Raw genomic sequence first — 24,438 nt, forward strand, 5'->3', positions numbered from 1 at the left:
TTGGTCAGCCTCTGATTTTTTTGCTGTTTTTTAATAAAGGTCCGTCCTTCTGTCCTCGAATACTGGAATTCGTGTACGAATCTCTTCAAGCTCATCAAGATTGAGCTCTGCATATAGAATGGTTTCATCCTCTTCTGCTTCTTGAATGATTTTCCCCCAAGGATCAATGATCATCGAGTGACCGCCAAACTCATTCTCCGGGTCTGAGCCAATTCTGTTACAGGCTACAACAAAACATTGGTTTTCGATTGCGCGTGTCATTAACAATGTACGCCAGTGTTCGGTTCTAGGCTTCGGCCATTCGGCAGGAACGAACAATATTTTCGCTCCTTCTAGTACATGCTTACGCATCCATTCAGGGAAACGGATGTCATAGCAAATAAACCCAGCTACCGGTGCATTATCAATCATAAAGTGACCATCATCATTACCCGCAGCTAAATATTTTTCTTCATTCATCAAACGAAATAGGTGTGTTTTGCTATACTCTTTGATCACTTCACCATTTCGGTCAAAAACGAGCATCGTATTATAAATCCCTTTATCTGTCTTTTTTGCGATAGATCCTGCAATGATATTGACATGATACGTCTCAGCGAGAGAGGAAATAAACTCGATTACCTGTTCACCGTTCGGGTCACCGATCTGATCCAGCATTTTTAAAGCGTATCCGGTCGTCCAAAGCTCCGGTAACACGATGACATCCGCTTTATCCTTACAAGCTTCACGGATCGGATTGGTTACACGTTCAAAATTGATTTGTGGTTTACCGAATTCAATATCCATTTGGATTACAGCAATCTTCATAATGTTCCTCCTTCAATCAACTGCTTTTGATAAGCTTAGCGCATGAGTACTTAAGTTTCTTCCATTTTCCATTTTAGAAACTAACTTTACCTTACCATAAATGATTGGAATTTTGGCACAATTGGCTTAACTAGTGGTAACCTTGATGTAATGCCGATAAAAAGGATGTTCTTAACACTTTGGGAGGTGCATTATTATGAATCGATTTCAACAATCAAATGCTCTGAACCGTTTACCTGATCAGTTTTTCGCACGACTGGTAGGAAAAGCTCAACCTTACATAAAAGCAGGATACGATCTCATCAATCTAGGACAGGGGAATCCGGATCAGCCGACTCCGCCTCATATCGTGAAGTCATTACAGAAGGCAGTAGAAAATCCGATGCACCATAAATATTCACCATTTCGAGGGCACCGTTTTTTAAAGCAAGCCATTTCAAATTTCTATCACCGTGAGTATGGAGTTACATTGGACCCTGAGCGAGAGGTGGCGGTCTTATTCGGCGCAAAAGCAGGGTTGGTTGAAATCAGCCAATGTATGTTGAATGAAGGGGACAAGGCTCTCGTACCTGATCCAGGCTATCCGGATTATGAATCAGGTATTGCGCTTGCCGGTGCACATACGGTTAAGATGCCTTTACGAAAAGAAAATCATTTTTTACCAGATTATAAAGAGCTTGACGAAAAAAGCCTCAACACAGCAAAAATGATGTTTTTGAATTATCCGAACAACCCGACTGCGGCAGTTGCAACGGAACGCTTTTTCTCAGATACAGTAACGATAGCTGAAAAGCATAACCTATGTGTCGTCCATGATTTTGCATATGGAGCAATCGGTTTCGATGGATCAAAACCAATCAGTTTCTTGCAGTCAAAGGGGGCAAAGGAAGTCGGAATCGAAGTGTATACCTTATCGAAAACGTACAACATGGCAGGCTGGCGGGTAGGGTTTGCACTCGGTAATGAGCAGATTATTGAATCGATCAACTTGATTCAGGACCATTATTACGTCAGTCTGTTTGGTGGTATTCAGGAGGCTGCAGCGGAGGCGTTAAACGGACCGCAAGACTGTGTTGGTGAGCTTGTGTCATTATATGAGGATCGGCGTGATGCATTTATCGGTGCATTGCAGGATAGAGGTTGGGACATTGAAGCGCCGAAGGGTTCTTTTTTTGTATGGCTGCCAGTCCCAGAAAACTACACATCTGAGCAATTTGCAGATCATTTACTGGAAAAAGCCCATGTCATCGTTGCGCCCGGAAAAGGATTCGGGATCAACGGGGAAGGGTATGTCCGTGTTGGTCTGTTGTGTGAAAAAGACAGGCTGATTGAAGCAGCAGAACGGATCGTAAAGCTTCCTTTGGAGCGGAACTAGTTTACTACTAAACTTGAACCTCATACGAGTACAATCTGAAAATAACGAAGCCGTTCTTCCATAAGGGTACATTTTATAGTTGAATTGCATAAATTGTGAAGTAAGGTAATTGCCTAATTGTATCCCTTGGAAGGGTGGGAATACTGTGTGTGGTATAGCAGGATGGATTAATTTTAAACATGATCTGACGAATGAACAAAAGACAATTGAAAAAATGACATCCACTCTTGGTAAAAGGGGTCCGGATGCTACCAAATGCTGGCTTTCCCGGAATGCTGTATTCGGTCATACGAGGTTGATCGTTGTCGATCCAAAAGGTGGAGGACAACCGATGCACAAACGGTCATCGAATGGCAACTACACGCTTGTGTACAACGGTGAACTCTACAACACAGAAGATTTGCGGAAGGAATTATTGAAGAAGGGACATCATTTTGATTCCCATAGTGATACTGAAGTATTGTTGACGAGTTATATTGAATGGGGAGAAGAGTGTGTTCAATATTTAAACGGTATTTTCGCCTTTGCGATTTGGAATGATTCTACTAATCAATTGTTTATGGCACGGGACCGGTTAGGTGTGAAACCATTATTTTATAAAACGATGAACCATTCGTTGCTCTTTGCTTCAGAAATCAAAACGATTCTCGCCCATCCAGATGTGAAACCTGAAGTCGACAGAGAAGGTCTTCAAGAAGTGTTCGGTCTAGGTCCATCACGTACTCCCGGGCACGGTGTTTTTAAAGGAGTATCGGAATTGAGACCCGCACATGCATTGCGCTTTGATCACAATGGACTTAAGGTCTGGCGATATTGGGATGTCGTGAGCAGCGAGCATACCGACACCTTGGATGAAACAGTTGAACATGTCCGGTTTTTGCTTAAGGATGCGATAGAGCGGCAGCTTGTCGCGGATGTTCCGGTCTGCACGTTTTTATCTGGCGGGGTGGATTCCAGTGCGATAAGTGCCCTTGCTTCGCGGTATTTTAAGCAGGAGGAGAGAGGGGCACTGCACACGTATTCGATCGATTTTGAAGAGAACGATAAGTATTTTAAAAGTAGTACGTTCCAGCCCAACTCCGATAGCCCATGGATAAAAGTCATGAATGATTACCTCAAATCCATACACCATTCCTCTGTCATAGATAATGATCAACTCGTCGATTACTTAAAAAAAGCTGTCCATATGCGTGATTTACCGGGAATGGCAGATGTTGACTCGTCATTACTTTGGTTTTGCGAAGAAATCAAAAGAGATTTTACAGTTGGTCTTTCAGGTGAATGTGCGGATGAAATTTTTGGTGGCTATCCGTGGTTTTATCGGAAGGAACTGCTAGAAAGAGAAGCCTTTCCATGGATGCACTCTACGGTTGAACGAGAGAATCTTTTAAAGCCGGAATGGTCAAAAAAGCTGAGGCTGAATGACTACGTTAAAGGTCGATATCAGGAATCAATCAAGGAGATGCCACGGTTGGATGGAGAATCTGAAACTGAGTCAAGAAGACGAGAGATGTTTTATCTGAATATGCATTGGTTCATGGCAACACTTTTAGACCGGAAAGATCGCATGAGTATGGGGGCAAGCCTTGAGGTTCGTGTGCCGTTTGCAGATCATAGAATCGTAGAGTATGCATGGAACATCCCATGGGAGATGAAGATGCTGGATGGTCGAGAAAAAGGAATTCTACGGAAGGCATTAGAAGGGGTCCTGCCGAATGAAATCTTGTATCGTAAAAAGAGTCCATATCCAAAAACACATCACCCTGTATATACGAAGCTCGTAAAACAGTGGCTGAATTCGATTATTCAGCAGAAATCAGCACCGTTGCTTGAGCTTGTTTCAAAGGAAAAAGTGGAGCAAATCATTGAGTCTGATGGGGAGGCGTTTAAGACACCATGGTTCGGTCAGTTGATGACCGGCCCGCAGCTTATCGCTCACCTTGCTCAAATCAACACATGGCTAGAGGATTATAATGTGAATATCGTCGACTGATTTTGGAAAAATGGATGGGATTGTTTATTCCTATCCATTTTTTGTGCGTTTAACAACCAAACCATAAACTAGTACCAATTTTATAACAACTCCTTCAAAATACATATTTTTCTAGTGGTTCTGATGAAATCCTTGTGTCGAAAGTCATTTTTACTGTCAGTATTTCATTTTATATTGAAAACAAAAAAGCCAAAGTTAGACAAAAAGTAGTAGTTACTCATACAACATAAGTATTATTCGATTTTAAAAATCAACTATTACATTTAAACTAGTTTTTTCAAATCACAGGTAGGATATGATGCGGTCGAGTAACGATCAGCTGTCTTCTGCTTAAAAAGTACTAAGTAATGAAGTTCAGTTAATTATTACCATTTCTTTATTTTTCGAAAATTCAGATATTTTTATTAATTTTTTGATAGTTTTCCTTTATGATGATAGTCAACAACCAAGTGTCGACACAATTCCATGAAAAGAAAGGGGGAACGAAGTCATTTTAATGACATTTAACTTTTAAGGAGGGGAAAGATTGTGCAATTAACCCAGAAATTGTTGAATCAACGTTGGTTTACGATCATGATTTGTATGGTTCTACTCGTTTCGACGTTCATGTCATCAGCAGCAAATGCAAGATCGTTGGGTACAGAATCAGAACTGCCTACAGTATCGTATAAACAACAAGCCCTATCTACAAAAGTGAGCAAGAAGCTCTTGAATCAATTTGATGACCAAGAGTATGTAACCTTCTTGTTGAAAATGAACGAACAAGTCGACACTAAAAAGATCGCCAAGCAAGCATCGCAAACGGCAAATGGAAAAGGCCTCTCACCTTACAAAAAGGAACTTGCAATGCGTTCTGCAGTCGTTTCATCCTTGCGTATTAAAGCAATTGAATCACAGGATCATCTCAAGAAGTTTTTAAATATACAGAAGGATGAAGGTAACGTTAAAAAGTTCCAGTCCTTCTTTATCGTAAATGCGATGGCTGTCACAGCTAAAAAAGAGGTGATGGAACAGCTAGCAGCATTTCCTGAAGTAGCCAAGGTGCTTCCGAATGAAGTGCGTCAGCTTCATCCTGTTGCGAATGAAACGAAAGCAGAGGCAAAAACGAAAGCTGGTACTTCTGGTCAAAAACTACAAAATGAAACCAATGCCATTGAATGGAACATCGAACGTGTCGGTGCTCCTGCGGTTTGGGAGATGGGGATCGATGGAACCGGAACCGTTGTTGCGAACATTGATACCGGTGTCCAATGGGATCACCCTGCACTGAAGGAAAAATATCGCGGCTATGACCCTGTGAACCCAGATGCCCCTAGCCATGAAATGAATTGGTTCGATGCTACAGCTGGACAAGAAGAACCGTATGATGATCAAGGTCATGGTACTCACACGATGGGTACGATGGTAGGATCTGAACCAGGTAGCTCCAATCAAATCGGCGTCGCACCTGGAGCAAAATGGATTGCGGTTAAAGCGTTCACAGCAGCTGGCGGTACGGATGTCGACCTTCTTGAAGCAGGTGAGTGGATCATCGCTCCTGCTGATGCTGAAGGGAATCTACATCCTGAAATGGCTCCTGATGTTGTAAACAACTCCTGGGGTGGTGGACCTGGACTGGATGAGTGGTACCGTCCTATGGTTCAAAACTGGCGTGCAGCAGAAATCTTCCCAGAGTTTTCTGCTGGAAATACAACCATTTTCAATCCAGGTGGACCAGGGTCTATCGCGACACCTGCAAACTACCCTGAATCATTCGCTACTGGTGCAACAGACATCAATGATAACCTCGCCAGCTTCTCATTGGAAGGACCATCACCATACGATGAAACTAAACCCGACATCAGTGCCCCAGGTGTAAACATCCGGTCATCTGTTCCGGGCGGCGCTTATGAAGGTGGCTGGAATGGAACTTCGATGGCAGGTCCACATGTAGCTGCAACAGCTGCATTGTTGCGACAAGTCGATTCCTCGTTGACAGTTGATGAAATCGAAGAAATTTTGATGGCTACAGCCGTCCCTTTAACAGATGAGGAATATCCGGAATCACCTAACAATGGGTATGGATACGGTCTCGTCAATGCGTTCAGTGCCGTTTCATCGGTAATAACCGGACTTGGTGAAGTGAAGGGACAGGTTACAAAAGAAGGCGAAGATGCTGAAGCCCCTACCTTCGAACATAATGCACCAGTTGAAACGTTTGATGGATTAGACTTACCGTTATCTGTGAATGCATCAGATGATGTAAGTATCACGAGTGTAACCCTTGAATACGAAGTATCCAATAACAGTTGGGAACAGATCGAGGCAGTAATAACAGCTGGTGACTACCGATCTGGAACCTATGAAGCTGTTATACCTGGTGATGCGATCAGTGGCGATACGTTAACTTATCGCTGGGTTATAGCAGACTTTGGAAACAATGACGTGACGTCGGATGAATATGAAGTCGCCGTTTTACCTGGAATCAGTGAAGGGTATGAAACAGACTTCGAAACACAGCCGACTGATTGGATTTCATGGGGCGATAACAACTCCTGGGAATGGGGTGCACCAACTGCTGGTCCTGATGGAGCAGCATCTGGTGAGAATGTTTTTGCAACCAATCTAGATGGTGATTATGATAACAATACAAATGCGACATTAATGATGCCCCCGATCGACCTTGGTGACGGAGAAGCATACTTACAATTCAATCACTGGTTCAACTTTGAAAACAATTATGACTATGGTCATGTTGTTGTCTCCACCGATCAGGAAACTTGGGAACAAGTTGCTGAGATTAACGGGGAAAGCGGTGAATGGGTTGAACAAGAAGTAGACCTTTCTGTGTACGCAAACCAGCGTATCTATGTAGGTTTCCACGTTGATACCGATTACAGTGTGTTAAGAGAGGGATGGTACCTCGATGATGTCCGTCTGAGCAATACAACGAATGAGCCAGCAACGAAAGGTTCACTTTTCGGATCAAAAAACAATAACAATAATAATGGCGCAAAGAAAGATAAAGCAGCAAAGAAGGAAAAGATCGATCCTACACAATTGAAGCCGACACAACGTATTGATCTTGTGGCGAAAAAAGACAAGGATCAGGATGCTAGTCCATCGGCATTACCACTTGAAGCTGAAGTAAGCATTCTTGAAACTGGACGGTCGACCTCAACAAGTCCAGTTGATGGAAGCTATACGATCACACATGCAGCTGGTGACTATACAGTCGTTGCGGAAACTTATGGATTTTATCCTGAAGAACAATCCATTTCGATTCCGAATGATGGAGTCATTGAAGTAGACTTTACCCTTGATGAAATCCCTCAGGGTACAGTGACTGGTACGATTACGAACGAACAAACCGGTGAACCGATCGATGGCGCAACATTATTACTTGTTGAAGATGCTGCGGTTACACCAGTTGAAACCGATGCAAATGGAAACTACACGTTGACTGCATATGAAGGGGACTATACGTTGAAAGTCATGGCTTCTGGCTACTACAGCGAGGAAGTCAGTATTACCGTCGCGGGTAATGAAGAAGCGGTAGCCAATGCTGAATTGAAACCGTTCATCGGATACCCAGGTGAGATCGGATACGATGATGGAACAGCTGAAAATGCACGTGCATTCTATGATGCAGGCAATGGCTGGGGTGTCAGGATGTCCCTTCCAGAAGGTAAGGATCAAGCAATCGTTACAGGAGGAATGTTCCGATTCTGGACGACCGACTGGCCAGTACCAGGCGGAACTGACTTCCAAGTAGCGATATATGACGCGAATGAAGATGGATCCCCAGGTGAAAAGCTTGCCGGACCTATTGATGCGACTGCACTCCGTAATGGAGAGTGGACACATGTTGATTTGTCAGAACAAGGTATCACTGTAGATGGCGACTTCTTCATGGTCTATATCCAAACGGATCCAAATCCGTACGCACCAGGACTTGGAACTGATGAAAACGGGGATAATGCAGGTCGAAGCTGGCAGTTAGTCGGTGGCGGCTGGTCTCCATCTCCTGAGGTAGAAGGGAACTATATGATTCGTGCGACTGTCGATTATGAAGTGGTAGCCCCAACCATCTCTTCTCCTGCTGATGGAACCCACACGAATGAAGAGGTGGTTACTGTTGAAGGTCAGTCTGCACCAACAGTTGATGTCCATCTTTTTAACAATGGGGAAGAAGTAGCGGTAGTTCCGACAAACGATGACGGATCTTTCTCTACTAAACTCACACTTGCAGTTGGCGAAAACGTACTGACTGCGACTGCCGCCAATGATCGAGGCATGACGGATCCATCAGCACCAGTGACTGTTGTCCTTGATCAAACGAAGCCGGAACTGACGATTGAAAGTCCAGAAGAAGATTCTAAGACAAATCGTATGGCTGTCGTTGTTAGAGGTACCGTTGATGACGAACACCTTCATTGGGTAAAAGTGAATGGTGAAAGAGCGACCGTTAATGACGATGGAACTTACACACACCGAATGCTTTTAAATGAAGGTGAAAACTTGATTCGGGTTGTTGCGAAGGACCGTGCTGGTAACCGTGTCAGGGAGGAAGTAACGGTGGATGTCAAGTTCGGTCCGATTGAATTGAGTAACGTTATGCCTGATACCGATAAACATTTAAATGCAGGTGACAGCGTCATGATTGAATTTGACAGTGAGCCTGGACTTGAAGCACGTTTCCGTATCCATATGCCGCTGACAAATACAGTAATGAATGCAAACGAACTTCCAATGATGGAAACTACACCAGGTCATTACGTCGGATACTACACTGCAACCTCGAATGTTGTCGCAGATGGAGCGGTTGTTGAAGTAGTAGCACGTGATGACTACGGAAATGAAACAGAAGAACTTGCAGAAGGTAAGCTTTATATCAACATGGAGGATTAAAGCGGAAGGGTTGGCATCTTATTGGGTGCCAACCCTGATTTTTTCCGAAAAAGGCTGCTTCGAAGTTAATTCTCAATTTTCGCAGTTTTTCCATTGATCCTACATTTCTAGCTTTCTGATTTTGAACTATTTAAAGGAAATTTTCGGGATATGCCGAAAATAACATTAGAATCTTTAAATAAGGAGATTAATTCATTGTGAAAGAGTTGAAAATGCCAATACACGTTCTCCAACTTTTATCGTTGGCGGGTCGAATCCGCCCACACCACGTGAGTCTACCGCAAATAGAAGTGGATTTAAGGAAATGCATGGCTGGTTACAAAGGAGAAAAGGCGATTGAGTATCATTTGAGATTTCTGGACAAAGAACGCTATCTCATTTTACACGATCTCCGACTGAGAATCGGAAACACTCACCTCCAAATCGATGTCCTCATCCTTACTCCGCACTGTTACATCATCACAGAAGTGAAGAATATCCAAGGTACTCTCTATTTCGATCCTGTATTCAACCAACTGATCAGAAGCAAGGACGGATTTGAAGAAGGCTTTCAAGATCCAACGAACCAAGTGAAAAGGCAGCAGTTCCAGCTTCTCGAATGGTTGAAGATGAACAATCTCCCGAAAGCTCCTCTCCATTCCTTCATTGGAATCAGTGATCCCAAAACCATTCTTAAGACCTCACTGAACAACCACAACATTTCAAAGTCAATTAGCCATGGTATCGAACTCCCTTTTAAAATAGAGAACTTAAGACAAAAATATAATGAGCCTAATGTGAGTCAAAAAGATCTCAAGAGAATAGGCCGACGGTTGATCAAGAAAAATGAACCCCTCATATTTGATGTTTTTAGGAAGTATGGTATTTTACAATCGGATATTTTAAAAGGTGTACGATGTCTGAAATGTGAAAGGACCCCGATAAGAAGGGACCGGGGAAAGTGGGTTTGTCCTACATGTGAATACGATTCGAAATATGCACATTATTCATCTATTATGGACTATGCCCTGCTAATAAATTTGAATTTTACAAATCGTGAAATCAGTGATTTTTTACTTGTTGATTCTAAAGATATAACATATGGCTTATTGAAAGAAATGGGTTTACCAAGGGAAGGCAGGAATTATAAAATGCCATTAGATTTTGTGATCAATCATGGATATAAACGAGAAAATTATTAATAAGACGAAAAAATCCTGAGTTAGACGCCAAATTTTCATTTTAGACGAGAAAAATCTATTTTACACGAGAAATCGAAACAATTCACCCTCAACCCGCTCGATTTTCCACAAAAATCATCCGCTCCCATACTCGTGACCTCCATCTCCAAAGCATTAAGAGGCCTCGAAGCCATTCATCTACACAAAATGCAACCCAAACCCCGATCAGACCGTATCCAAATGGTATTCCAAGGATATAGGAGAGCGGGACACTGATTCCCCACATCGATAAAATGCCGATATAAACAGGAAATCGAACATCACCAGCTGCGCGTAACGAACTTATGACAACGAGATTGAATGATCTTCCTGGTTCTAGTATCAACGTTAACAGGAGTAATGAGCTCCCAAGAGATAGTATTTCAGGATTATCGGTAAAAATCCCAAGCAACTGCACTGAAAAAATGGAAACAACCCCTGCCATCATAAATGAAATGATCATCGCATAGCGTAGACTCCGTAAACAAGCCTTGTATGCTTTGCTTACCTCTCGAGCCCCGACTAAATGTCCGATCAGTATTTGTGTACCCTGCCCTAATGAAACAGAGAACAGGAAAATGAACATCATGATATTCTGTGTGTAAACCTTAGTCGTAATTGCCTCTGTGCCCAGCATGGTTATAAAATACATGATGGCCATCTGCGACGTATTGTACGACAAATGTTCACCAGCCGAAGGGATACCGATTTTCAGGATGCTTTTGATATGTTTCTTTACAGGTCGGAAGAACAAATCAATAGGAAGCTGTCCATCAATTCTCTTCAATAGTAAAAATGCGATGATGATTACTCCGATCGTCCGGCTGACTGAGGTAGAAATCGCCACACCTGTTACCCCTAAAACCGGAAATCCGAACGGCCCAAAAATAAACAAATAGTTCCCTAACACATTCAAAATATTGATTCCGATCGTCACATACATTGCATCCTTCGTAAAACCATAGCATCGAATTGAGGCACCGATTGTCATTAAAAGGGCTTGAACAAAGGAAAAGCCACCTACGAGCTGAAGGTAGGGAACAGCATAAATCATCAATTGATCCGGTAGATTCATAACACTTAATAGTGATTCAGAAAAAAACAACATGACCAGACTAAGAACTGCTCCAAACAGTAAATTAACCGATAAAGAAGTGACAACAACTTGACGGGCTTGTAGTTCTTCTTCCGCTCCAAGCAATTGGGCAATCACAATGCTCGATCCCGTCGCAACAAATCCGAACATGACGATCACGATCGATATGATTTGGTTGGCAACCCCCACAGCTGCAACGGAATCATCTGAATATTGGCTTAGCATTAATGTGTCAGCATTCCCCATTAACATATGCAAAAGAATTTCGATAAATATCGGCCAGGTCAACGCAAATAGAGATAGCGAATTTTTTGTTTTTGCTTTCATATGTGTGAGTCAGTCCCCTTCGTAAGCCATGGCATGAAAGTATATAAGAAAAAACAAATTTCAGCGTATCCCTAAATGACCCAAAAGTAAAGTGTATCGTCACCTTCTAATCTATTTTCATTTCCAAAATCCGAAATCCAAAAGGTTCTAACAAAACGTACTCACCTTGTTCAAATGGCCGTTCATTCCAAGCGTCATAAAGAGGAGTACCTTGATATGAATCAGGAAGGTTAACGGTGGTGCTATTTTTGGAATTATTTATAACAAATAGCAATGAGCAATCTTTTGCTTTTCTTTCATAGACGAGATGGTTCGTTTTCTGATCGGCTTCTAGAAAAGCAAATGAGGCATCACTTTTCATGGCATTATGTTGTTTCCTTAACAAAATAAGCTTTGAGACAAATAAACGAAGATCTTCATCACGCTCACCACGATCCCAAATCATACATTTCCTGCAGCCAGGATCTTGCCCGCCTTCCATAGCAATTTCATCCCCGTAATAAATGCATGGCGTTCCGACAAACGAAAGCTGGAACAAAAATAATAATCTCACTCTTTCTTTACTATTCTCACAAACTGTAAGGATCCTCGGGGTATCGTGGCTTCCTAATAGATTAAATGATACATCATTCACATTTTTCGGATAAGAGACGAGTACGTTTGTTAACCGCTCTACAAATGTATTAGCTTGTATTTCATCTCTTGCAAAGAAATCGAGGGAGGCATCGGTAAAAGGATAATTCATGACTGCATCAAACTGGTCACCTTGAAGCCATGGCATCGAATCATGCCAGATTTCTCCTAATATATAGGCATCCGGTTTGGCCTTTTTCACAACCGTACGAAAATCACGCCAAAACTGATGATCCACTTCATTCGCAACGTCCAATCGCCATCCATCGATATCGAATTCCTCAATCCAATAGCGGGCAACCTCCAACAGATAGTCCCGGACTTCAGTATTTTCAGTATTCAGCTTCGGCATGAACGGTGTAAATGCGAACGTATCATAATTCGGAGCTGGTTCAGTCTGAATCGGAAATTCCCGAATATGGAACCAGTCCTTATATCGAGAGCGCACCTGCTTTTCAATCACATCCTGAAAAGGTCTGAATAAATATCCGCTGTGATTGAATACAGCATCGAGCATTACTTTAATTCCATTTTGATGGCACACTTCTACAAGTTTTTTAAAGGATTCTTTATCGCCAAATTGCGGATCGATTTCTAAATAATCGATTGTATCGTATTTATGGTTGGAGTGAGCTTTAAATATAGGTGTAAAATAGATACCCGTAATCCCAAGGTCTACGAGATGATCAATATGATCAATAACGCCTTGGAAATCCCCACCGAAAAAATTTTCAGGAGTGGGTTCTTCACTTGCCCATTTCAGCGTGCCTTTTGGATCATTCGAGGGATCGCCATTAGCAAACCGCTCTGGAAAGATTTGATACCAAACTGTATCCTTTACCCAATCAGGTGCATCGAATACATCGGCCGAATTTAGAAATGGGAAACAGAAGTAGAAGTTCGTGTCTTTTGGATCCTCTTGTTGAAAGCCTTTTTCACCATATATAAGTAGTTGATCACCGGAACGAATTTGGAACCCATATCGGAGACGCCGGTATTCAGGACGAATCCTTATAATCCAATAATCAAATAGCTGATCAGAACCTTCCTTTTGCATCGGAAGTTGTTCATTCTGCCATTCTCCATTTATCCATATGTAAGGGTCTCCGAAAATGATGCTGACGTTTTCTACATCAGACTTTGCAGTCCGAAGTCGAATGTCCACCTCATGGTCATTTACACTATAGGCAAGATTATTTTTCGGTCGATGATAAATTGCCTCTATATTCATACGAGCACCTCAATTCTATTGATTCAAAATCTTGACGTTCATTATTTATCAATCATACGAAATTAAAAAAAGTTATGCAAACGGTTGCAGTCAATGTCTTACCTTTGTATAATGAAAAATAAGCAATGCAAACGTTTTCACAATGGTAGATCATTCATTTAGGGGAGGACAATAACATGTTTAAAAAGTTTTTAAGGGTTTCAATGACTGCAAGTTTAGCAGTTGGATTGCTAGCGGCTTGTGGACCGCAAGACTCAGAAGGAACAGAAGATACGACCAAGAAAGATAGCAGCAATGATAAGCCAGAAAAATTAATAGTCTGGGAGGATAAAGAAAAGGGAATCGCTTTAGAACCTGCGATTAAGAGTTTTGAAGAAAAATACGGGATAAAGGTTGAATACAAAGAGCTCGGAATGGCTGACGAAATTCGTGAACAGCTTCCACTCGATGCACCAGCAGGAACCGGTCCTGATATTCTGACATTACCACACGATCAGATTGGTGCAATGGCCACACAAGGACTTCTAGCTCCACTAGAAGTAAGTGAGGACGTAATCAATACATTTACGGAATCCTCCATTCAAGCTCAAACGTTCAATGGTGAATTATACGGTTTGCCAAAAGCAACTGAAACACCTGTTTTTATTTACAACAAAGCACATATGGACAAAGCACCTGAATCGTTCAATGAGCTTTATGAATTCTCTAAAGGGTTTACGAAAGATGGAAAGTATGGCTTTCTTGCACTATGGGATAACTTCTATTTCGCCAATGCGATCATGGCAGCTAATGGAGGGTATGTGTTCCAGCAAACCGCAGAAGGTCTCGATGCTTCAGATCTCGGCCTGAACAATGAAGGTGCGGTTGAAGGTGCTGAATACATTCAAAAGTGGTATGACGAAGGATTGTTCCCGAAAGGAATCATCGGTGAAAGCGGCGGTTCTGCAATGGATGCATTATTCAATGAAGGTAAAGTCGCTTCTGTCATGAATGGACCTTGGGCATTCAAAGGCATGAGAGATGCGGGAATTGAGATTGGTGTAGCACCATTACCTAAGTTGCCGAATGGTGAATATCCTAAAACATTCATCGGAGTAAAAGGATGGCACGTATCAGCTTATTCAGAAAACAAGGAATGGGCGACAAGGCTTGTGGAGTGGCTGACTAACGCTGAAAATGCGAAAATCCGATATGAAAAAACTTCAGAAATTCCACCGGTAAAATCATTGATGGAAGATCCGATCATTGCAGATAATGAAGGAGCAAATGCCGTTGCCGTACAATCTCAGCGTGGCGTACCAATGCCGAACATCCCACAAATGGGTCAAGTGTGGGGACCGATGGCAAGCGCACTTCAATTGATTGTAACTGGCAAGCAAGAACCGAAAGCTGCTCTTGATGAGGCTGTGAATACGATTAAAGCTCAAATTGAAGCAAGTGGAGCAGAATAAGGACCGAAGCTTGTACTGTATCAAAATAATTAAATAATATTAAAAAGGGGCTGACATAATTCAGGAGTCCGGCATCTCCGATCAGGAGTATACGAGACCCTAGTGAGTCAGCCCCTACTCATTTTTTAAGCGTTTAACATATCGAGAAAGGGGACAGGGGTTTTAAATGACTGATACAGCGATAACCACGTCCACGCATCGGAAAAAAGCACTAGGCTTGTCCCTGATACCAGGGCTTGGCCAATTTTATAACAACCAATATTTCAAAGGAATCGCATTTCTTGTCTTATCATTTTCCTTTATCGTTGCGTTTTATGATCTTTTGAATATCGGTCTATGGGGAATCGTCACGTTAGGTGAGGAACTTCCCCGGGATCATTCAATATTTCTACTGGTTAAAGGGATTATTGCAATTATCGTGTTGGTATTGGGATTATCCGTTTACGCATTGAATTTGTTCGACGCTTATCGAAATGGGAAAAAGCGTGACATGGGGCTCAAACTTAATTCGATCAGAGAGCAGTACCGAAATGTTGTCGATACCGGTTTCCCGTATTTAATGCTTTCGCCGGGTGTCTTCCTTCTCATATTTGTCGTTATTTTTCCGATTCTATTTGTCATTCTTCTTGCATTTACAAATTATGATTTATACCATTCACCGCCTGCCAAACTGGTAGATTGGGTCGGGATACAGAACTTCATTGATATTTTCAAGCTCGATTTGTGGCGTGATACGTTCATCAGTGTTTTTGCTTGGACCGTCATTTGGACGTTAGTCGCAACGACGTGTCAAATTGCGATTGGTATTTTCCTTGCAGTCCTGTTGAATCAAAAGGATTTGAAATTCAAACGCATTTTCAGAACAATTTTGATTTTACCATGGGCGATTCCGGCGTTCGTTTCCATTCTTGTTTTTGCAGGGATGTTCAATGTAACATCTGGTGCAATCAACAATGACATTTTAGCCTTTTTTGGAATCGATGCGATTCCTTGGCAGCTCGATCCTTTCTGGGCGAAGGTCGCATTGATTCTCATTCAGTCGTGGCTGGGATTTCCATTTATTTTTGCGATGGTCACTGGGGTTCTGCAATCGATTCCTGACGAGCTTTACGAAGCGTCGACAGTTGATGGGGCAACGATGTGGCAGAAGTTCCGAACCATCACCTTGCCGATGATTTTATACGCTATTGCACCGATTTTAATTACGCAATACACATTCAACTTTAACAACTTCAACGTCATCTTCTTGTTTAACGGCGGGGGTCCACCAGTACCTGGCCAAACCGCAGGATCGACGGATATTTTGATTTCATGGATCTATAGCTTGACGCTCGAATCGAAACAATACGCGAAGGCTGCTGCAATAACGATGGTACTATCTGTTATCGTTATCTCGGTTGCGTTATGGCAATTCAGAAGAACGAAATCTTTCCAAGAGGAGGATATGATGTAATGAATATGAAAAAACAAAAAATCATCCGCCTCACCTTATCCTACATTGCGATTTTCATTGCGCTCGCAATCGTCATTTATCCAGTACTTTGGATTGTAGGTTCATCGTTCAATCCTGGGAACAGCCTATCAGGGTCAACCATGATTCCGAAAAATGCATCACTTACACATTATAAGGAACTGTTTGACTTAGAAAAGAGCAACTACCTTATCTGGTATTGGAATACGTTGAAAATATGTACGATAACAATGGTCTTATCCGTTACAATGATCGCTCTGATGGGCTATTCGTTTTCCCGTTATCGTTTCGTCGGTCGCAAAAACGGATTAATGACATTTTTAATCCTGCAAATGATTCCAAACTTTGCGGCTCTTATCGCGATTTATGTTCTTGCTGTCGTAACTAACCTGATTGATACCCATCTTGCATTGATTCTCCTTTATACAGGTGGATTGCTGCCGATGAACACATGGCTTGCGAAAGGATATTTCGATACGATACCAAAAGAGCTGGATGAGTCTGCAAGAATGGATGGCGCAGGACACCTCCGTATTTTCTGGCAAATTATCCTTCCTCTTGCAAAGCCGATTCTTGCTGTAATCGCGTTGTTCAGCTTCATAACGCCATTTGCTGATTTTATCCTCGCCAAAGTGATTTTAAGAAGTGAAGAAAAATACACTCTGGCTGTGGGATTATATAACCTTGTCGCAAAACAATTTGGAGCAGAGTTTACGAAATTTGCAGCAGGCGCCGTTCTGATTGCAATTCCGATTTCGCTATTGTTCCTTTCGCTTCAGCGTTATTTGATTTCAGGATTAACTGCCGGTGGTACGAAAGGGTAAACGATCGTTTCTACGTCAGGATATTGTTCAGTACTTAACAAATAACTTTTAAGTGGTAAAATAGTAGTATAATACGGTATATAGAGATAGGAGGAAGCGGGCATGGCAGTTACAATAAAAGATGTTGCAAAATTAGCAAACGTTGCCCCTTCGACAGTATCAAGGGTTATTGCAAATAATCCACGAATCAGTGAGCGTACGAAGAAAAAAGTTCGTGAAGCAATGGATTATCTCGGCTATCATCCGAACTTTAATGCTCGAAGCCTTGCCAATCGGTCTTCAAAGGCAATAGGTATCGTCATGCCAAGCTCTGCTGAGAAGGCGTTCCAAAATCCATTTTTCCCTGAGGTGCTTAGAGGCATCAGTACAAAGGCTCATGAAAAAGAATTTACATTGTTGATGTCGACAGGTACAACAGAAGAAGAAATCTATCGTGCAGTTGTCGGAATGGTTCAGGGAAGGCGCGTTGATGGTATTGTCCTTCTTTATTCAAGAGTCGACGATCCAATCATGGCGTACCTTTATGAACAGAAGTTTCCGTTTACGGTTGTAGGTAAGCCGTTCAAGAATGATAATAAAATCAATCATGTCGATAATGACAACTATAAAGCAGCAAAACAGTTGACCGAACACTTAATCACAAACGGCCATAAACGGATCGGTTTTGTCGGTGGAAGTGTAAATCTAGTCGTTACAACGGATCGGTTGCTAGGATATGAAAAGGCACTTCAGGTTGCGAATATTCCATATCGGAGCGAATACATCATCAATGCTGACTTTGCTCTCGAAAGCGGTCAAAGGGCGGTTTCTGAGCTTATGTCTCTTGAACAACCATCGACTGCGCTGGTTGTAACTGATGATTTGATGGCACTCGGAGTACTCAGAATGTTTGATGACATTGGTGTAAAGGTACCAAACGATGTTTCTGTCGTCAGCTTTAACAATGCAATGATCGCTGAGCTTGCGACACCCTCCTTAACATCGGTTGACATTAATATTTATGAGCTTGGCTATCAGGCAGTTGATTGTCTATTGGAAACGATTGAAAAACCGGACGGACCACCGAGTAAAATAAAAGTCGATCATCGCATCATCATTCGGCAATCGAGCGAACAACAACTGACAACGAACGATATCAAATCAGAAGAAGTAACAAAAAACGATTGAACAATCAAAACGAGACAGCATCAGATTGTTATTTTTCTTGAGTCCTAAAAGAAAAATACAACTGATCGTTTGTTTCGTTTTTTTACGTTAAAAATAAAAGGATTCTCGAACTTCAGTCTTGAATGTGTCAGTATGTATGAAATTTCAGGGTACGATGGCAGGTGTAGCTTAGTGGCAAATTCGATTGAAACTTTTCCGTTTCCATTCACGAAAGACCAGTATGAATATACGAATAATTCGTCACAACTCAATCCAGTTAGATGTGTGGAAGTGACAGGAGACTACAATTCAGAAATTCAATTAAAGCGGAAGCTGATCGAGGAACATCCAGAGAGGTGTTATCGATCGTTCCGTCATTCAATAGAAGGGCAATGGGAAATACTTAAGCTGCTCTTTCATGAGATTGCAACCTATGAGCCTGATCACTTTACCTTTGAGAGAAGAGGCAAGGAGTATCGGTTTCAAAACCTGATTCTTGGGGAAGAGGAGCGATTTATTGACCGTGACCTCTCGTCAATTGATAGTGAACCATTTGACTTAGCAGGAAGACATGTCCAAGAAGATCTAATTTTAATGGGGGACAGGGAAGGCACTTTGTTTCTCGATGCTGGACAGCTCTGTTTTCCGTCAAATTGGTCACTGGCGTTTGCGTTTGGCCTTGATTTTAAATCAATCCATACACCAGTACCTCGAATTAATCAAACTGGTTTTATCGAAAAGGTCGAACGTTTTATTAAAAGAATTCGACCAGGTACAGCTTGGGAACGGAACAATTGGTCAGTGACCATCACAAACAAACTCGACACGCCACTCGAGACCTATTCAGAATGGGGCAGGAGCAGATTAAAAGTGACAGAAGAGAATGTGGAAGACCTGTTACATTTAAGAGTGGAAATCCAGAGACTTTATCGGTTACCGCTGACCAATGATGTGCTTTTTACAATCCATACGTATCTTCTATCATTAAAGGATATGGCAACAAACAATGAATGGTTGACTCGGTTCTTTAAAAATGTGGAAACGCTAACGGATGATATTGCGGAATACAAAGGGATATCACTATATAAAAAGCCATTGATGAACTATTTCGAGCAGAAAGTCAAAAAGGATTGATCGATCATGGGCAACACAATTGCTATAGATTATAACAGACCGCGTTGTTTAATAATCTCAGATGACTGTAAGAATGCGAAGCTCCCGAACATCCTAAAGGAAATGAAGGATCGAAATCTCGACTTTCAAATCATAGATTATAGTAATGAAATGGCTTCTGAAACTCTCGAGAAAAGATTATCTAATCAACCACTAGGGTGCTTGTTAATCCTCTTAGTCAATCCAGAGCTATCCAGAAGAATTGTGCACATCGCGAGGGAGATTCACTTTTCTATAAATGATATCATCGTGATTTCAGACTCCGGTTTGTCACGGCACGTTTTTTGTGGCAGCTGTCATTTTATTAACGAGAATATTCAAGCACGTCGCTTCAACTGTAAAAAATGCTTGAACGAGCTTGAGGTTTCAGACCATTTTTCGGCATATTATCAAGCGGTTCTTGGGTATCCAGTCATCAAACAAGCGGGTGTTGAACATGAATAAATCCATTCAACTTCAGGTGGAAAAAGTAATCAACGAAACCCAAAAAGTGAAAAGGCTAGTACTAGGATCAAAACAAATCAAGCTACCGACATTTGGTCCTGGAGCACACATCACACTTCATTTACCGATGGGAACCCGTCAATATTCCCTTACCAACAATCCAGTTCAATCAACGAATAATTACGAAATCGCAGTCAAAAGAATCGGCGGAGAAGGTAGTGGGTCAGGATTTATCCATGATCACGTTAAAAAAGGGGTTACGCTTACTGTGTCTATTCCGGACAATTATTTTCCTCTGCACTTGAAGGCGAACCACCATGTTTTCTATGCTGCCGGGATTGGGATTACCCCAGTTCTCTCCATGATCTCCTATTTAAAAACAATCGGTCATTCCTTTGAACTTCATTACGTAGCCCGTTCAAGAGAAGAGTGTGCTTTTTACGAACAGCTTCAATCAGAGTGCGGAACCCAATCTGCGTTTTATTTTATGGAAAGGTCGGAGCGGATGAAGCGGTTGAAGGAAACGATGCGTAATCGAACAATCGGAACACATGTGTATATGTGCGGTCCACAAGCATTCATGGAGGAGCTCGTCACGTATGCCAAGAAGCTTCATTTCCCATCGCACCATATTCATGTCGAAAGATTTGCACCGGTGAGTGATACAAAAAATAGAACGCCATTTACAGTTTCACTAGAAAAACGTAATAAAATGATTACGGTAGAAGCAGAAAAAAGTTTGTTGGAATCACTTGCTGACCATGACATCAAAGTCCCTTATGCATGCCGTATGGGGATATGTGGAACTTGTGAGGTCATAGTGAACAATGGAAAGGTCCAGCATCTCGATTCCTTCTTAACTGAGAAGGAGAGGAAAACAAAGCTTTTGAGCTGTGTCTCTAGGGGAGTGAATCATATTTCAATCGATCTTTAAGGTGTGAAGGGAGAAAAGATAGATAAACCGGGACAGATGGTAATTCTTAAAGATAATCCGAGAACAGGTAAGGCAAGCATTGCCCAGGTGATGCAAATACGTTTACCTTTTTTCAAGCCCTTCCAGCACACGGCGGAACGGTTGCTCTTCTTTTGCTGCTTCAAAACCAGCAAATGGACATACGATTTGAGCCACCCGTTCCAGTACGGTATGCATCGAAAATTGTTCCGGTCTTAATCCAGGCTTCACCTCGTCCCACTGCAAAGGTGTTGCAACCAGTGCCTCATCGTTTCCACGAAGTGAATATGGGGCTATAATCGTTTTTCCCTCTGCATGCTGTATGTAATCGATGTAACAGCGTGATCCACGATTTTGCTTCAGCCGTTCGATCGTAAACTTTTCAGGGTTTTGCTCAACAAGGTAGGTGGCAACAAAATGAGTGAACATTCGGGTCTCGTCATAGGTATAGGTGTCATCTGGCAATGGAACATACACCTGGATCCCCTTATTTCCAGACGTTTTTACAAATGCATGGAGCTTCAATCGGTCAAGTATATCTTTAATTAGAATTGCTGCTTCAACAGCTAGTGAAAATTGCTCTCGGGACGGTGGATCAAGATCAAAAACGATTTCAGCTGGCATCGATGATTGGATCGTGTTAAAAGGAATGTGGTATTCAAGTGCGAGTTGATTTCCAAGCCATACTAAAGGGGGCAAAGCATTACAGACAATGTAACGGATGCCTTCATGTTCATTCGTTTCAACAAAGTCCGGTGCATAATCCGGGCAATTTTTTTGATAGAAAAAGTCATCATGCATACCATGGGGATATCGTTTAACCGTCAACCAACGATTTTTTAAAAAAGGAAGCATAAACGAATGAATTTGTATCAAATAGTGTAGATAGGATTGCTTTGTAATCCCTTTTTGTGGATATAAAATTTTATCGAGACTGGTTACGTTGATTGTCTCGTCGTCAATGTTCAGCTGTCCATCTGATTTTGCAGTGCTTCCCATGTGTGCATTCCTCCCAATGTACGTCAAGGCGAAAACAGGCTTCCTGCTTACTGTGTTGTGTTCGCTTTGACGATTTGGATCAGTGCTTCACGCTCCGAACCTTCAAGACCATGTGAAAAGAGACCTAAATCAATTAAGGAACCAGCGTCATTTAAAGCAAAATGAACAAATCCTTTTCCGAATCATAACCGGCCACAATAAAAGTGCACGTTTTTGAATGTTCGAAAAGCTGGCCTTCCATTTTGTTTCTAAAATACAGAGCTCACCATCAAAAATGACTGGCGGTGAATCTTTATAGGTTTGCTGAATCAACTTAGCCGCATGATGTATTCCAGAGAATGCTTTAGTTAAAGATTTCAGGATTCGGCTATGGAAAAGGATTTCTTTTTCATTGATGTGTAACCATGCCTGAAACCAGGTCGTTTTTAACTTCAAAATACCACTCATCTCCTTCGGGAAGTACAGAGACAAGGGTAATCGATGTAATCGGCTTCATTCGCTGCTCGCTTTTTTCTTTCGGGTCGTTTTCTTCTTCTTTTTAGGCTTGGAGTCATTGATACTCGCTTGCAACGCGTCCATAAGGTCAACAACATCAGCTTTCGGTCGCTCTTTTGAAACCGTTATTTGTTCTCCTTTTACTTTACTTTCGATCGCTTCCATTAAATCTTCTCGATAATCATCATGATACTTTTCAGGATCAAATTCAGTTGTTAGCTGGTCAATCAGTTGGATTGCCATATCCATTTCCTTTTTATTGACCTCAACGTTTTCTGGGATATCCGGTACGAGGTCGACATTTCGTACTTCATCAGGAAAATGGATTGTCTCTAATAACAATCCTTTGTCATAAACACGAACGACAGCTAAATTTTGTTTGGAGCGAATCATCACCTTTGCTATGCCGATTTTTCCGGAGTCATCCATTGCTTGCTTTAGCAGCGTATACGGTTTTCCTCCGTTTTCACCAGGTCCGATAAAATACGAACGGTTAAAATAAATCGGGTCGACCTCAGTCAAGCTGACAAAATCAATAATCTCGATTGATTTTGTTTGTTCCTTTGCTAGTGCATCGAGATCATCTTTTTCAAGTTCAACAAACTTTCCTGGTTCGTATTCATAGGCTTTGATTATGTCATCTTGTTCAAGCGTTTTCTCACAGGCAGGACAAACCTTTTCATATTTGATCGGATTGTGGCATTCCTTATGGAGCTGTCTCATCTTTATATCCTTGTTTTCAGTTGCCGCAAACAGCTTAATAGGAATGGTAACGAGTCCGAAGCTGATCGAGCCTTTCCACATTGTGTGCATAAAGAGGCATCCTTTCTTCCTTTTACCTCTTAATGTGAGCGGAAAGAGCCTGTTCCATAATAACCAGTTTTTACAAATTAATTCGAAGAGGTTAGCTTCCTACGATAATACCACCGTTAATGTGAACCATTTGCCCCGAAATATAGGAGGAATCGTCTGAGGCTAAAAAGACATAGCTTGGGGCGACTTCATCGGGTTGGCCAGGTCTTCCCATCGGGGTGTTTTTCCCGAATTCTCCGACATGCTGAGCATCGAAGGTGGATGGAATGAGCGGTGTCCAAATCGGTCCAGGTGCAACCCCGTTTACTCTAATTCCTTTTGAAACAAGTGACTCTGATAAAGAACGGGTCAAGGCAACCATTGCCCCTTTTGTTGCAGAATAGTCGAGCAGATGGTCATTTCCTTTGTAGGCAGTGACGGAGGTTGTATTGATTATTGTGCTGCCTTTTTTCATGTGTGGGAGAACCGCTTTGACCATATAAAAACAAGCAAAGATGTTGGTGCGGAATGTTCGTTCGAGCTGATCTTGTGTAATCTCCTCAATACCGTTTTTCGGGTGCTGTTCCGCCGCGTTGTTGATAAGAATATCAGCAGCTCCAAATTCATCGACCACTTGTTGAACCGAAGTCTTGCAGAATATTTCACTACCTACGTCTCCGGAAATCAATAAACACCGTTGCCCCTCTTGTTCAACCTGACGTTTCGTTTCGTTCGCATCCTCGTGCTCATTAAGATAGATTACAGCTACATCAGCACCTTCTTTGGCATAGAGAATCGAGACCGCTCTACCGATTCCACTGTCGCCTCCCGTTATGATTGCCTTTTTACCAGCTAATTTTCCACTCCCTTTATAAGCGGGATCTTCCTGCTGCGGTTTCGGAACCATCTCGTCTTCTGTACCTGGCTGGTGGTTCTGATGCTGTGGGGGTTGACCCGACGGCTTATTCTCCTTTGGTGAATAATACCTATTAAACAACATGATGAAAACTCCTCTCTTGAATCAGGTTTCTAATTACTATTACCGTCTAAAAATATATTTAATCGTCTTATTGTGATGGAAGGGATGTTTATCTTTGTAATAGCAGAGGGAAAAGTCATTGTAGATATGGATAGGAGGAA

Annotated in this window: 18 protein-coding genes; 11 read left to right on the top strand and 7 right to left on the bottom strand. The window is 42.0% G+C overall.

Going from position 1 to position 24,438, the window contains the following annotated elements:
• Positions 1–30 precede the first annotated feature (30 nt).
• Complete coding sequence (locus MOJ78_RS08240; protein ID WP_304980706.1) at positions 31–807, bottom strand: carbon-nitrogen family hydrolase; 777 nt, start codon at positions 805–807, stop codon at positions 31–33.
• Positions 808–1,003: 196 nt separating this feature from the next.
• Here MOJ78_RS08240 and MOJ78_RS08245 point away from each other — a divergent pair, with 196 nt between their 5' ends.
• The 4 genes from MOJ78_RS08245 (at position 1,004) to MOJ78_RS08260 (ending at position 10,246) form a co-directional block, all read left to right on the top strand.
• Positions 1,004–2,182: a pyridoxal phosphate-dependent aminotransferase gene (locus MOJ78_RS08245; RefSeq protein WP_304980707.1), complete on the top strand. Its 1,179-nt coding sequence runs from the start codon at positions 1,004–1,006 to the stop codon at positions 2,180–2,182.
• Positions 2,183–2,327: 145 nt separating this feature from the next.
• A complete protein-coding gene (gene asnB, locus MOJ78_RS08250) occupies positions 2,328–4,175 on the top strand; it encodes an asparagine synthase (glutamine-hydrolyzing) (RefSeq protein ID WP_304980708.1) in 1,848 nt (615 codons plus the stop codon).
• A 573-nt stretch (positions 4,176–4,748) separates the two neighbouring features.
• Positions 4,749–9,065 (top strand): S8 family peptidase, encoded by a 4,317-nt coding sequence (locus MOJ78_RS08255; protein ID WP_304981210.1) that lies wholly within the window; start codon positions 4,749–4,751, stop codon positions 9,063–9,065.
• Positions 9,066–9,262: 197 nt separating this feature from the next.
• A complete protein-coding gene (locus MOJ78_RS08260; RefSeq protein WP_304980709.1) occupies positions 9,263–10,246 on the top strand; it encodes a nuclease-related domain-containing protein in 984 nt (327 codons plus the stop codon).
• A gap of 88 nt (positions 10,247–10,334) precedes the next feature.
• Here MOJ78_RS08260 and MOJ78_RS08265 read toward each other — a convergent pair whose 3' ends face one another.
• Positions 10,335–11,687 carry an MATE family efflux transporter gene (locus MOJ78_RS08265; RefSeq protein WP_304980710.1) on the bottom strand — a complete coding sequence of 451 codons (1,353 nt, stop codon included), beginning with the start codon at positions 11,685–11,687 and terminating at the stop codon, positions 10,335–10,337.
• Positions 11,688–11,793: 106 nt separating this feature from the next.
• Entirely contained in the window at positions 11,794–13,551 is a 1,758-nt protein-coding gene (locus MOJ78_RS08270) for an alpha-glycosidase (protein WP_304980711.1), read from the bottom strand.
• 176 nt (positions 13,552–13,727) lie between these two features.
• Between MOJ78_RS08270 and MOJ78_RS08275 the strand changes: the two genes are divergently transcribed.
• The 7 genes from MOJ78_RS08275 to MOJ78_RS08305 all read left to right on the top strand — a co-directional run bounded on the left by MOJ78_RS08275 (position 13,728) and on the right by MOJ78_RS08305 (position 20,994).
• Positions 13,728–15,002, top strand: coding sequence for an extracellular solute-binding protein (locus MOJ78_RS08275; protein WP_304980712.1), 1,275 nt, complete (start codon positions 13,728–13,730; stop codon positions 15,000–15,002).
• A 166-nt stretch (positions 15,003–15,168) separates the two neighbouring features.
• Positions 15,169–16,455: a sugar ABC transporter permease gene (locus tag MOJ78_RS08280; protein ID WP_304980713.1), complete on the top strand. Its 1,287-nt coding sequence runs from the start codon at positions 15,169–15,171 to the stop codon at positions 16,453–16,455.
• Positions 16,455–17,297, top strand: a complete 843-nt coding sequence (locus tag MOJ78_RS08285) for a sugar ABC transporter permease (protein WP_304980714.1) — start codon at positions 16,455–16,457, stop codon at positions 17,295–17,297. Before MOJ78_RS08280 ends, MOJ78_RS08285 begins: the two co-directional genes overlap by 1 nt.
• A 102-nt stretch (positions 17,298–17,399) precedes the next feature.
• A complete protein-coding gene (locus tag MOJ78_RS08290; RefSeq protein ID WP_304980715.1) occupies positions 17,400–18,464 on the top strand; it encodes a LacI family DNA-binding transcriptional regulator in 1,065 nt (354 codons plus the stop codon).
• A gap of 171 nt (positions 18,465–18,635) precedes the next feature.
• Positions 18,636–19,577 carry a heme-dependent oxidative N-demethylase family protein gene (locus tag MOJ78_RS08295; protein WP_304980716.1) on the top strand — a complete coding sequence of 314 codons (942 nt, stop codon included), beginning with the start codon at positions 18,636–18,638 and terminating at the stop codon, positions 19,575–19,577.
• A 6-nt stretch (positions 19,578–19,583) separates the two neighbouring features.
• The gene (locus tag MOJ78_RS08300) at positions 19,584–20,060 is read left to right on the top strand and encodes a hypothetical protein (protein ID WP_304980717.1); all 477 of its coding nucleotides are present in this window, start codon (positions 19,584–19,586) and stop codon (positions 20,058–20,060) included.
• Positions 20,053–20,994 carry a PDR/VanB family oxidoreductase gene (locus tag MOJ78_RS08305; protein ID WP_304980718.1) on the top strand — a complete coding sequence of 314 codons (942 nt, stop codon included), beginning with the start codon at positions 20,053–20,055 and terminating at the stop codon, positions 20,992–20,994. The genes MOJ78_RS08300 and MOJ78_RS08305 overlap by 8 nt, the downstream gene beginning before the upstream one ends.
• Before the next feature lie 102 nt (positions 20,995–21,096).
• On the opposite strand, the gene ligD is transcribed toward MOJ78_RS08305, so the two are convergent.
• The 4 genes from ligD to MOJ78_RS08325 form a co-directional block, all read right to left on the bottom strand.
• The gene (ligD, locus tag MOJ78_RS08310; protein WP_304980719.1) at positions 21,097–22,011 is read right to left on the bottom strand and encodes a non-homologous end-joining DNA ligase; all 915 of its coding nucleotides are present in this window, start codon (positions 22,009–22,011) and stop codon (positions 21,097–21,099) included.
• Between the two features lie 147 nt (positions 22,012–22,158).
• Positions 22,159–22,446: a hypothetical protein gene (locus MOJ78_RS08315; protein WP_304980720.1), complete on the bottom strand. Its 288-nt coding sequence runs from the start codon at positions 22,444–22,446 to the stop codon at positions 22,159–22,161.
• Positions 22,447–22,503: 57 nt separating this feature from the next.
• On the bottom strand, positions 22,504–23,319 hold the full coding sequence (locus MOJ78_RS08320) for a non-homologous end joining protein Ku (protein ID WP_304980721.1): 816 nt from the start codon (positions 23,317–23,319) through the stop codon (positions 22,504–22,506).
• Positions 23,320–23,410: 91 nt separating this feature from the next.
• Positions 23,411–24,298 (bottom strand): SDR family oxidoreductase, encoded by an 888-nt coding sequence (locus MOJ78_RS08325; protein WP_304980722.1) that lies wholly within the window; start codon positions 24,296–24,298, stop codon positions 23,411–23,413.
• Positions 24,299–24,438: the final 140 nt, after the last annotated feature.

Source organism: Alkalihalobacillus sp. AL-G, assembly GCF_030643805.1.
Taxonomy (GTDB): domain Bacteria; phylum Bacillota; class Bacilli; order Bacillales; family Fictibacillaceae; genus Pseudalkalibacillus.